Below are 13,115 nucleotides of genomic sequence, written 5' to 3'. Positions count from 1 at the left end.
AAATTATCTTAAATAAGTTTAATTTTTATTTTTATTTAATACTAATATACCACAAATACCTACTATTATCATAATCCCACTTATTATATATGGCATTCTTATTCCAAATACAAGTAAATCTTCTGCTCTAAATGTAGAAACAATAATTCTAATTATTCCATATGATATTATATATATCATACTTAAAACACCACGATTATATTCTTTTTTTCTAAATATAAACCAAATGATATAAAAGGCTATAAAATTAAGTACCATTTCATATAGCATTGCTGGGTGTAATTTAATATTAGGAAATTCACTTCCAGCAGGAGTATCCAATGGAAAACTAACACCCCATGGAACTAATTCTTTGAAATTTAATTGTTCAAGTAAAGGCATAGCTTTAAAGCTTGTCCACCATTCTGAAAAGTTACCTTTTAGTATAACACTAATTGGAGTTATAACTGGAAAACCATGAACTTCACCATTAGCAAAATTCCCTATTCTTCCTAAACCTTGTCCAAGTATTAAAGGCCCCACAGCCATATCAGTTAAAACCCAAAAATCTATTTTATTAACTTTAGAAAATATATATGCTCCTATTATACCTCCTATTATTCCACCATGAATAGCAAGACCTCCATGCCAAACTTTAATAATTTCTGATAAATTTTGACTATAAAAATCCCATTTAAGTAAAACATAGTATATTCTTGCTCCTATTAACCCACTAACTATTTCAAAGTAAGCAAAATCTTCTATTTTTTTCTTAGGCATTCCTCTTTTTTCAGCAACTTCATCATGTTTTGCTAAAAACATTGCTGTAAATAAAGCAATTATATACATTAAAGAATAAATTCTAACTTCAAAAGTACCTATTTTAAATAAATATGTTTTCATTAATTAATTCCTCTCATTATATTTATTGTTTCTATTCCAATTTTTTCTCTAAAATTCGTTGTTCTTGAACCTAAAATTACTTGAACTACTTTTTGATTACCAAAATTCATATAATAAACTATATTATACAAAGCTTTACTATGATAACCGGTTTTAAGACCTTGAACTTCTGCATATTTACCTATCAAACTATTTGTAGATTTAATTTTATTTCCATTTATATTTACACTTTCATTATTGCATATTCTAAGTAACTCTTTATTTTTTAACGCAACTAATGCAAGCTTATATATATCACGAGCATTTCCTATATCCATTTTTCTATTACTATCACTCGGGGGAAGTCCATGTGGAGTGTAGTATCTTAATGATCTAAGTTTTAATTTTTTAGCTTTTTGATTCATTTTATTAACAAATGTATCTACATTTCCTGTTGAATTCAGAGCTAATTGATAAGCTGCTGAATTAGACGAATTAATAAGTAATAATTTCAACAATTCTTCTATTGTATAGCTTTCACCTGTCTTAATAATAAACCCATAAGGTACTTTCGATGCTTCTTGGCTTACTGTAATTTTAGTATTTAAGCTATATTTACCACTATTTATATCATCAAAAACCACAAGTGCTGTCATAAGTTTGGTAACAGATGCAAGAGGTCTTACTTCAGTTGCATCATATTGATAATAAACATTATTATTTTCATCCCCTACATACATACTTTCATAATATTTAAAATCATCTTTTTTAAGTTCAAACATCTTATTATTCAATAAATTTATTTCCTTACTTGTGAAAGAAAATGATAATATAGGGAAGAAAATAATAAAAAATAATTTCTTCATACTAACCTCATTTATATAAATTTTCTAAATTTTCAAGTTCTGGATTAATATCAACTAAATCTAAATTTCTTGATATCTTATACCATTTTATAGCTGATTTGGCATCTAGTATCTTAAAATATTCATAATAAAGATTTCTAGAAACCTCTATATCCCCACTTTCATAAAGACTATTATATATCTCTATTGCTTGTTTTGATTTATCTAAACTAGAATACATATTAGCAAGTTCTTTTAATACTGATTTATCTCCTCTATCAGCTGCTAATTTTAACCAATGAAGAGCATTTTCATTATCTTTTAACCTTAAGTACACCTTATATATCTCATAATCTAAGTCCTTTATTCCTAAAGAATATGCTTTTTTCAAATTATTTAAAGCACTTGTATATTCTTTTCTTCTCAAGGCATGTGAAACTTGATCCAAATATATTTCTTGCTTAATACTCAAAACTTCTTTTTCTTTATATCCCTTAGGTAATTTTTCTAAATATTTTAAAGATTTATCATAATTAAAATTAACTACCTCTAAAAGAACTAAGTTATATATAGCTTCTTTAACATTATATTTTAACCCTAATTCTAATATTTCTTTTAATTTTAATTGATCATTTATCAAATAATAAACATAGGATAATGAATTAATAGCATCTTCATCTCCTTTTTTTGCTAATTCTTCTAATTGATAAACTTGATCTAAAGATATATTTTCTTTATTAAAATTTTCTATTTGATATTGAGTAAAAATTGAACTCCAATCCTTATTTCTATTATCTAACCTTTTAGACAAAGAGGATGAATCTATAGAAACTATTTCTATTTCCATGTCATCATCTTTTGGATTACTTTTAGGGCTTATTTTTTCCACATTATTACCACAAGAAAAGAATAAACATAAAAGAAAAATAGAAAAAATCTTTTTCATAGATTCACCCACTTTTATTTTTTAAATTTTATAAATGTTTTGATTAATTCATTAACAATAAATGGTATAATCGCTAGAATTATAACTATATCCCAATCTGTTATATTTAATCCAGTTACTTTAAATATATTTGCTATTTGAGGTATTTGTATTATTATAATTTGTAATATTATCCCTATAATAAACGACATATTTAAATATTTATTTTTTAATATACCTATTTTGAAAGTAGACTTATTTTCAACTCTCATAGTAAATGCATAGAACAATTGAGAAACTGTAAGTACTATAAATGACATAGTTCTTGCATGTAAAAGTTCTGGTGAATTTTCACTAAGTGCACGTATAGCATATATGCTTGTTACTCCTTGTTCTCTTAATCCTATAACAAATGCAAGTAAAGTAAATATACCTATTAAAGTACCTGCTATTAAAGCTCTAATTCCTGCTCCTCTTGCAAAGAAACTTTCATTTTGACTACGAGGTTTTTCATTCATAACATCATGACTTCCAGGATCAAGACCTAATGAAATAGCTGGTAATGTATCTGTAACTAAGTTAATCCATAATAATTGTGTAGCAACAAGAGGTATAGGGAAACCAAATAATGTTGCAACAAATATAGAAATAACTTCTCCTAAGTTACATGAAAGTAAGAACATTATTGTTTTCTTAATATTATTATATATATTTCTACCTTCTTCAACTGCTTCAACTATAGTTGTAAAATTATCATCAAGTAATATCATATCAGCTGCACCTTTAGAAACATCTGTTCCTGTTATTCCCATAGCTACACCAATATCAGCTTTCTTAAGTGATGGAGCATCATTTACACCATCTCCTGTCATTGATACAATATTTTCTTTTAATTTAAGTGCTTCTACAATACTCACCTTATGTTCTGGAGAAACTCTTGCAAAAACTGAATATTTTTCAATATTTTTATATAGTTCTTCTTTACCTAATTTGTCTATTTCAGGACCTGTTATACTTTCTGATATATCTTTTGCTATATTTAATTCCTTAGCTATAGCAACTGCAGTATTCTTATGATCTCCTGTTATCATTACAACTTTAATACCTGCACGATGAGCAAGTTCTATAGATTTTTTAACTTCATCACGTGGTGGATCTATCATACCTACTATACCAACTAAAACTAAATCATTTTCAAGTTCATTAGATTCTAAGAAAGTATCACTCTTTTTATATGCCAGTCCTAAAACTCTTAAAGCTTTATCTGACATTTCTATACTTTTGTCTAAAATATTTTTCTTATACTTTTCATTTATTTCAACTTCTTCATTTCCAAATTTAACATATTTGCATATATTTAAAATATTATCTATAGCACCTTTTGTATATGAAACATATTTACCATTATCTTCATGTAATGTAGACATTAATTTTCTATCTGAATCAAATGCAAGTTCATTAACCCTTTTATATTTTTTACTATATTCTTCTTGGTTCATACCATTATTATCTGCAAGTACAACTAATGCTATTTCTGTTGGATCTCCTACAGTTAAAGTTGCATCTGAGCATAAAAGTAATCCTCTTCTTAACAAGTCTAAATCATTATCAAAAGTAAATTCTTCAACAACAGTCATTTTATTTTGTGTTAATGTACCTGTTTTATCTGAACAAATAACATTAACAGAACCTAAAGTTTCAACTGCTGGTAATCTTTTTACTATAGCGTTATTTCTTGACATTCTACTAACACCAGAAGAAAGAACTATAGCAACTATAGCAACAAGACCTTCTGGAATTGCAGCAACTGCAAGTGACACAGCTGTTATTAGCATTTCTATTATAGCTCTACCTTGGATAACACCTAATATAAATATTAATACACATATTACTATTGCAATATATCCTAAAGTTTTTCCTAGATCTCCTAATTTTTTTTGAAGAGGAGTTTCTTCATCTTCTTCACAACTTAGAGCCTTTGCAATTTTACCTATTTCTGTATTCATTCCAGTTTTAATAACAACTCCTTCTCCTCTACCATATGTAGCAAGAGTTGAAGAATAAACTAAGTTTATTTTATCTCCCATAGGAATATTATCCTCTTCTGATATGAAATTTGCATCTTTTAAAACTGCATGAGATTCACCTGTAAATGCTGATTCTTCTACTTGTAAATTTTGAGTATTTATTAATCTTAAATCTGCAGGTATATATCTTCCAGCATCTATAATTACTATATCTCCAGGAACTAAATATTCTGAATCAATCTCATAAACTTTACCCTCTCTTCTTACTATAGCACGAGGAGACGATAATTTCTTTAATGCTTCTAAAGTTTTTTCTGCTTTAGATTCTTGCATAACACCAACAACTGCATTTATTAATACTACCATAAGTATAATAACTGCTTCTGTAAACCCATCAGGGAAATGTGCTATGATATTTATTACTGAAGCTATTATTAAAACATATATTAAAACATCTTTTAGTTGATTTATAAATCTTTCAAATAAAGTTTTTTTCTTAGCTTCTTCTAATTTATTTTGTCCATATTTTTCAAGTCTAATCTTTGCTTCATTTTCACTTAAACCATTTTTATCTACATTTAATTCTTTTAAAACTTCTACTGAACTTTTTTTAAATTCCACTCTAATCTAATCCTTCCAAAAGTATTCACTTGCCATTTTTAAATACTCCATCATAGATACAATTGATAATACAACTGCTGGTAACATAACTATAGAATTAATTACTTTACCAAATCCAAATAAAAGTATAAATGTTAAAGCAAACATTTGTAATAAAGTTTTAAGTTTAGCACTATTAATTGCAGGAACTACTTTTGAACTATTTTCCATAATTAAAACTCTAACTCCAACTACTACAAATTCTCTAGCAAGTAATATTAAAACTAACCATAAAGAAAGTAGATCGTATTTAACCAAAACCATACATACTGAAAATACAAATACTTTATCAGCTATAGGATCCATAAGTTTTCCAAAATTAGTAATTAAATTATCTCTTCTTGCTATATATCCATCTAAAAAATCAGTAACTGCTATAAGTACAAACAGGCCTAAAACAATAGTGTATAAAAGGAAACCTGAAAAAGAAATTCCTGAACCATATTGTAGGTTAAAAATATCATTTTCATATTTCATAGTCATAAATAAGATTAAAACAGGTGTAAGAACTAATCTTAAAACTGTTAATTTATTTGGTAAATTTAATTTTTCTAATTTAATCATTACTTTCCTCCTTATTTTCAATAACTTCTTTTGGAATTAAAGCTTTCATACTTAAACTAAATTTATCATCTTGAACTTCAATAACTTTAACATCAACTATATCTCCAACTTTTAATACATCTTCTACTTGTTTAACTCTAGCATGAGATATTTCAGAAATATGTAATAAACCTTCAACACCTGGAACAAGTTCAACAAATGCTCCGAATTTAGCAAGTTTAACTACTTTTCCTTTATATACTTGATTAAGTTCAGCAGTTAAAGTATATTGTTTTACAAGTTCATATGCTCTATTCATCTTTTCTTGTTCAAATCCAAATATTGCTACACGACCATCATCTTCAACATCTATTTTTACACCAGTTTCTTCAATAATAGATTTAATAACTTTTCCAGCAGGCCCTATTAAAGCTGCTATCTTATTAGGATCTATTTTTAAGTTTATAATCTTAGGTGCATTAGGATGTAATTCTTTTCTATGAGTAGGTATAACTGCTTCCATTACATCAATAATTTCTTGTCTTGCTGTATGTGCTTGTTTTAAAGCTATTTCCATAATTTCTTTAGTAATACCTTCTATTTTAATATCCATTTGTATAGCTGTTATACCTGAACGAGTTCCAGCTACTTTAAAGTCCATATCCCCTAAATGATCTTCAAGTCCTTGAATATCAGTTAATACTGTGAAGTTTTCTCCTTCTTTAATAAGTCCCATTGCAATTCCTGCAACAGTTGATTTTATAGGTACTCCTGCAGCCATTAATGCAAGTGATCCACCACATATAGAGGCTTGAGATGAAGAACCATTAGATTCAGTAATCTCAGAAACTACCCTAACTGTATAAGGAAAATCATCTATACTAGGCATAACCGCCTTTAAAGCACGTTCTGCAAGATTTCCATGTCCAAGTTCACGTCTTCCAGGAGCTCTCATGAATCCTGCTTCCCCTACTGAAAATGGAGGGAAGTTATAGTGTAAGAAGAATTTTTTGTTGTATTCTCCTTCCATTCCATCTATAATTTGTTCATCTTCTTTAGAACCTAATGTAGCTGTAACTAAAGCTTGTGTTTCTCCACGCGTAAATAATGCTGATCCATGTGGCATTTTAAGAACATCTACTTGAGCATTTAATGGTCTTATTTCATCAATTTTTCTTCCATCAGCTCTATATTTATCAAAAATTATTAATTCTCTAACAATTTTCTTTTCTAAATCATGATAGTATCCTTTAAATTCTTTAACTAATTGATCCATAGTTTTTACTTTAGCTTCACCTATTAATTCAGCTAATAACTCTTCATCACTTTTAACTTTATTCATCATTTCTTTTGCAATTTCTACTTTAAATGTAGAAAGCAATGATTCACATAAAGAATCTATAGCTTCATATTTTTCAAGTTTACCAGGAACTAAAATAGCTTCTTTTAATTCTCCTTGGTATTTATCTAAAAATTCTGTAACTCTTTCATCATAGTTTTTATCTTCAAATTCCATTTTTTCTATGTTTAATTCATTTAAGAATTGTTCTTGAGCTATACATAATTCTTGTATTTTTTCATGTCCAAATATTATAGCATTTAACATTTCTTCTTCACTAACTTCACTAGCTCCAGCTTCAACCATAGTAACAGCTGATTTAGTTCCAGCTATTGATAAATAAATATTAGTATTTTCTCTTTCTTCTTTTGTTGGATTTAAGACATATTTACCGTCTATATATCCAACTGTAACACCTGCTACTGGACCACTAAATGGTATATCTGAAAGACCTAAAGCAAAAGATACCCCTATAGTTGCTAAATCTTCTGGCATATGTATTCCATCAAATGATAATACATTTACAACTATATGAACTGCATTAAAGAACCCTTCTGGGAATAATGGTCTTATAGGTCTATCTATTAATCTAGAAATTAATATTTCCTCTGTTGAAGGTTTAGATTCTCTTTTTATAAATCCCCCTGGAAATTTACCAGTTGCATAGAATTTTTCTATATAGTCAACTGTTAAAGGAAAAAAATCTTGTCCTTCTCTTACATCTTTACTTCTTGTTGCAGTAACTAAAAGGGTAGTATCCCCACAAGAAATCATTACTGATCCACCTGCTTGTCTTGCAACTTCTCCTGTTTCAATTTTAATGTTATTTCCATCTATATTTAAATTATAGATTTTTTTATCAAACATATTTACCTCCTATTTTTATTTAAAAGAGTGAGCAAATAACACTAAAATATTTAAGTATAACCTTAAATACTTTAAAATTACTTACTCCTAACTCTTTTATTAATATTTTAACATATTTAAAATTTATTTACAATGAATATATATTATTTCTAAGAAATATATATAGCTTATTTTTTCTTATTTTAAATTAAAGGCTATAAACCTTTTATTTAAGGAATATAGCCTTTATTATTAATATATTTTTATTCAAAATGTGCTTCTTTTTTAAGAGTTGGGAATAAGATTACATCTCTTATACTTGCTGAATTTGTTAATAACATTACAAGTCTATCTATACCTATTCCTAATCCTCCTGCAGGTGGCATACCATATTCAAGAGCTCTGATATAGTCAAGATCCATTTCAGATGCTTCATCATCTCCAGCTTCTTTTGCCTTAACTTGTTCTTCAAATCTTTCTTTTTGATCTTTAGGATCATTTAATTCAGAATAAGCATTTCCATATTCTCTACCTGTTATGAATATTTCAAATCTATCTACCCATTCTGTTTCACCAGCACTATTTTTAGCAAGTGGTGAAATTTCTTTTGGATAATCTGTAACAAATGTTGGATCAATTATTGTTGATTCAACTTTTTCTTCAAATAATAAGTTTAAGATACCAAATTTAGTATATTTTTTATCTTTCTCAAGTTCTATACCTAATTTTTTAGCAAATGAAATAGCTTCTTCATCACTATTCATAGCATCAAAATCAAATCCTGTAGTATCTTTAACTATTTGTTTCATACTTATTCTTCTCCATGGTTTTGCCATATTTACTGTATGTTCTCCATAAGGTATACTATATGTTCCATGTAAATGATAAGTTAATTCAGAAACTAAATCTTCAGTTATGTCCATCATATCATTAAAATCTGCATATGCTTGGTATAGTTCCATCATAGTAAATTCTGGATTATGTCTAACTGATGTACCTTCATTTCTAAAGTTTCTATTAATTTCAAATATTTTTTCAAATCCACCAACTAGTAGTCTTTTTAAATATAGTTCTGGAGCTATTCTTAAATACATATCCATATCAAGTGCATTATGATGTGTAGCAAAAGGTTTTGCACTTGCTCCCCCAAGTGTTGGATGAAGCATTGGTGTTTCAACTTCTATAAATCCTTTTTTCTCTAAATATTCTCTAAAATATCTAATTATTTCAAATCTTTTTTTCATAGTATCTAAAACTTCTGGATTCATTACTAAATCTACATATCTTTGTCTATAACGCATTTCTATATCTTGAAGACCTGAATGTTTATCTGGTAAAGGTCTTATATTTTTAGATAATATTTCTATAGCATCAACTTTTATAGTTAATTCTCCTGTTTGTGTTCTAAATAAATGACCTTTTATTCCAACAAAATCTCCAGTTGCTAATTTTTTATATGTCTCATAACCTTCATCACCAAGTTCATCTTTTTTAGCATAAAACTGTATCTTTCCAGTTAAATCTTGAATATGAGCAAACCCATTTTTACCCATTCTTCTGTATGCAACTATTCTTCCTGCAGTTTGAAATTCTTGATCTGAATTTTCATCAAATTTTAAGATTTCTGATATTTCATGTTTCTTATCAAATTTTCTTCCATAAGGCTCTATTCCTGATAGTCTTAATTCTTCTACTTTTTTACTTTTTTCTTTCATTACATGGCTTTCATTTACCACTGTTTCCTTATTTTCCATAAACTCTTCCTCTCCTAAAATTTAATTTTTATATCAAAACTTGAAATCAAATTAATAGCATTTCTATCAGTATACATATTATACATCAAATTTATATTTTTATCATCTATATCTAATTTTGTAGTTACTATATATACATCAAAAGACATATCTTTTAAACTCATATTAGATTTTGTTATTTTACCTTTTTTATGTTTATTAATATATGATATTTCACCCATTCTTGATATATGTAATTCATTATCAAATATGCTTATTTCATATTCATCTTTTTCTATAGAAAACTTATATTTATTTTCTTTCATTAAACATTCTATATTATGAACAGATCTTTCGTTATCTAATAAGTTTAAAAACTCTATTTCCATTAATCTTTATCCTCAAATTCATCATCAAATAAGTCATCTAAAAACTCATCTAATTCTTCATCTTCTTCATAATCATCTAAAAATACCATTTCATCATCACCTAAATGTTCTTCATCATCTAAGTCTGTATCATTATCAAATCCTTCATAATCAGAAGTGTAATCATTATCTTCCCAATACTCAAAAGATTTTTCTTCTGATTTATATAACTCTTCTTGATAATTATCTAAAATTGTTTCTTCTTCCTCTTCATCATCTATTAAATTTAATTTTTCATCTGTCATATCATTATCATAATAGAAAACTCTTCTTGTTCCATCTTCACTTTCACAAATTAAGTATTCTACACCTAAGTATGTATGTTCAGCTATACATGTAAAGTATTCAATACTCCCATCAATTTCATATTCAAATTCATCTTCTATTGTATACATTTTTCCTCCTATTTATGATACTTTATATTATTATGAATACATACAGCTCTATAGATTTGTTCTAGTAATATCAATCTCATTAATTGATGTGGGAAGGTCATTTTAGAAAAACAAAGTAAAAAATCCATTTCCTGCCTTACATTATCACTTACTCCATTTGAACCACCTATTATTAAATTAATAGTACTTGTTGTTAAAGTTAATCCAAATATTTTTTCTGATAATTCAGGACTAAATATATTTTTCCCCCTAAGATCTAGCAAAATATTATATCCTTTATTCTTAGATATGGAATCTAAAATGTAACCACTTTCTCTTTCAATACTTACCTTAATATTATCATCATTTTCTTCTTTTAATTCTATTATATTAAGTTTTATATATTTTGAAAGTCTTTTCTTAAATTCATTTATTCCTTCTTCAATATATTTTTCTTTAATTTTCCCTATACAAATTATATTAATTTTAACCATATTATTCCTTCTCAATCATTAATGATTATATACATAGATAAATGAAATTGTCAAGAATATTTATTTTACTCTACCAAACATTTTATCTAAATCATATTTTGTTATTTTTGTAATTATGGGTCTACCATGAGGACAAGTATATTTTCCAACTTCATGTAATCTTCTAACCATATTCTGCATTTCATCCATTGTAAGTTTTTGACCAGCTTTAATAGCTCCTTTACATGACATTGATATTAATATTTTTTCTCTGATATCTCCAACTTTATCCTTATTTTTCAAATCTTCAATTATTTTATAGATTATATTTTCTATACTTTCTCTAAAATTAAAATTAGGTACTGCACGTATAGCTATTTTTTTATCTGATATTTCATCTATTTCAAATCCAAATTCATTAAATACATCTAAATGAGTTATAACTAAATCTTTATCTTGAGGAATAAGCTCCATAATATCTGGCATAAGTAATAACTGTGAACTAAATTCCTTTTTCTTATATGAATCCATTAATTCTTCATAAAGTAATCTTTCATGTATTATATGTTGATCATATATTTCAAGTGTATCATTTCTATTTACAAGTATATATGTATTAAATATTTGACCTAAAACATCATATTTAATATTAGTACCATTTCCTTTTTCAAAGAAACCTTGCATATACTGATTATCTTCATTATCACTTTCTGCTATTAACCTTTCTTTAACACTAAGATTTTCCTCAACTTCATAACTAGGTATAATTTCAACAGAATTTTCTTCAACTATTTCTGTTTTTCTTTCATCTTCAATAGTTTTAAAAGTATTTACTTCATCTTTAAATAGACTTACTTGATTCTTAGGTATATCATCTAAATTATTAAAGTCATCAAATTTAGGTTTTAAAACTGGTTGCCAATTTTTTCTATCATATTCATAAAAGAAATCATCAATGCTTCCTTTTATATCATTATATATTATTCTTTCATCAGAAAATTTAACTAATTTCTTTGAAGGATGTACATTTACATCTATTTCATTTGGGTTAATATTATAGTTAATAATAACAAAAGGATATTTACCTTTCATTAATTTAGTGTAATATGCATCAATAACTGCTCTTTCTATAACATTTGATTTAACATATCTCCCATTAACATAAGTAAATATATATTCTTTTGATGATCTCAATATTTCAACATTACACAAATATCCGTATTTAAACTTAGTTAGATTTTTTAATACATTTTTCCCAAAAAGTTCAAATATTGTAGTTTCCATATTAGTTCCACTAGTTTTCAAACTTTGTTTACCATCTATGTATAAAGTAATTGAAACATTAGAATTAGCTAAGGCTTCCTTTAAAACTATATCTTTAATTTTATTATTTTCTGTAGAATCTTTTCTAAGAAACTTTTTTCTTGCTGGTAGATTATAGAAAAGATCTCTTATTTCAATTTCTGTACCATTACTTCTTGAAATATCTTCATATTTTCTAACAACTCCTGCATAAGAATTTAATATAGTCCCCATTTTATCATCAGCTTGTTTACTTGAAATCGAAAGTTTTGAAACAGATGCAATAGAAGCTAATGCCTCACCTCTAAATCCATAGGTACTTAAATTAAAAATATCTTCTTTTTTAAATATTTTAGATGTTGCATGTCTTTCTATACTTAAAAGAACATCATCTTTACCCATACCTACACCATTATCAGATATTTTTACATAAGTTCCTCCATTTAAAACTTCTATTATTATATTTGTTGACTTTGCATCTAATGAATTTTCTAATAATTCTTTTATCATGCTAGATGGATTTTCAACTACTTCTCCTGCAGCTATAATATTTGAAATACTTTCATCTAATATTTTTATTTTAGCCATTTTGTTTCCTACTTTCATTTATATATACCTATAGTATACCTTTATTACATTTTTTTATCAAGGACTTGAAAAAAATATATAATATGCTATAATAAATGTGCGAGGATATACGGAATAGTGATAAATATTTTTTGGGCTTTACTTTTTATATTTGGGGTTGTCCCTGTCTTT

At 26.6% G+C, this 13,115-nt stretch carries 11 protein-coding genes; all 11 read right to left on the bottom strand.

Annotated features, from left to right (window positions below; all coding sequences use genetic code 11):
- Nucleotides 1-18: 18 nt before the first annotated feature.
- On the bottom strand, nt 19-882 hold the full coding sequence (gene lgt, locus AYC59_RS04120) for a prolipoprotein diacylglyceryl transferase (RefSeq protein ID WP_066895494.1): 864 nt from the start codon (nt 880-882) through the stop codon (nt 19-21).
- On the bottom strand, nt 882-1,727 hold the full coding sequence (locus tag AYC59_RS04115) for a D-alanyl-D-alanine carboxypeptidase family protein (RefSeq protein WP_066895492.1): 846 nt from the start codon (nt 1,725-1,727) through the stop codon (nt 882-884). The genes lgt and AYC59_RS04115 overlap by 1 nt, the downstream gene beginning before the upstream one ends.
- Before the next feature lie 7 nt (nt 1,728-1,734).
- Nucleotides 1,735-2,652, bottom strand: coding sequence for a tetratricopeptide repeat protein (locus tag AYC59_RS04110; RefSeq protein ID WP_066895490.1), 918 nt, complete (start codon nt 2,650-2,652; stop codon nt 1,735-1,737).
- 14 nt (nt 2,653-2,666) lie between these two features.
- Entirely contained in the window at nt 2,667-5,279 is a 2,613-nt protein-coding gene (locus AYC59_RS04105; protein ID WP_066895487.1) for a cation-translocating P-type ATPase, read from the bottom strand.
- Between the two features lie 6 nt (nt 5,280-5,285).
- Nucleotides 5,286-5,882, bottom strand: a complete 597-nt coding sequence (gene pgsA / locus AYC59_RS04100) for a CDP-diacylglycerol--glycerol-3-phosphate 3-phosphatidyltransferase (protein ID WP_066895485.1) — start codon at nt 5,880-5,882, stop codon at nt 5,286-5,288.
- Entirely contained in the window at nt 5,875-8,067 is a 2,193-nt protein-coding gene (gene pnp / locus AYC59_RS04095; protein WP_066895483.1) for a polyribonucleotide nucleotidyltransferase, read from the bottom strand. The genes pgsA and pnp overlap by 8 nt, the downstream gene beginning before the upstream one ends.
- A gap of 242 nt (nt 8,068-8,309) precedes the next feature.
- Nucleotides 8,310-9,800, bottom strand: coding sequence for a lysine--tRNA ligase (gene lysS, locus AYC59_RS04090; protein ID WP_066895481.1), 1,491 nt, complete (start codon nt 9,798-9,800; stop codon nt 8,310-8,312).
- Nucleotides 9,801-9,814: 14 nt separating this feature from the next.
- Nucleotides 9,815-10,168 (bottom strand): DUF1934 family protein, encoded by a 354-nt coding sequence (locus tag AYC59_RS04085; protein WP_066895479.1) that lies wholly within the window; start codon nt 10,166-10,168, stop codon nt 9,815-9,817.
- Nucleotides 10,168-10,602 carry a hypothetical protein gene (locus AYC59_RS04080; RefSeq protein WP_066895477.1) on the bottom strand — a complete coding sequence of 145 codons (435 nt, stop codon included), beginning with the start codon at nt 10,600-10,602 and terminating at the stop codon, nt 10,168-10,170. The genes AYC59_RS04085 and AYC59_RS04080 overlap by 1 nt, the downstream gene beginning before the upstream one ends.
- An 8-nt stretch (nt 10,603-10,610) precedes the next feature.
- On the bottom strand, nt 10,611-11,075 hold the full coding sequence (locus AYC59_RS04075) for a 23S rRNA (pseudouridine(1915)-N(3))-methyltransferase RlmH (protein ID WP_066895475.1): 465 nt from the start codon (nt 11,073-11,075) through the stop codon (nt 10,611-10,613).
- Between the two features lie 60 nt (nt 11,076-11,135).
- Complete coding sequence (gene mutL, locus AYC59_RS04070; protein WP_066895474.1) at nt 11,136-12,944, bottom strand: DNA mismatch repair endonuclease MutL; 1,809 nt, start codon at nt 12,942-12,944, stop codon at nt 11,136-11,138.
- Nucleotides 12,945-13,115 lie beyond the last annotated feature (171 nt).

The sequence above is a fragment of the Pseudostreptobacillus hongkongensis genome (assembly GCF_001559795.1).
GTDB classification, from domain to species: domain Bacteria; phylum Fusobacteriota; class Fusobacteriia; order Fusobacteriales; family Leptotrichiaceae; genus Pseudostreptobacillus; species Pseudostreptobacillus hongkongensis.
Note: the sequence above shows the minus strand (reverse complement) of the source record. Positions and strands in the feature narration are given on the sequence as shown.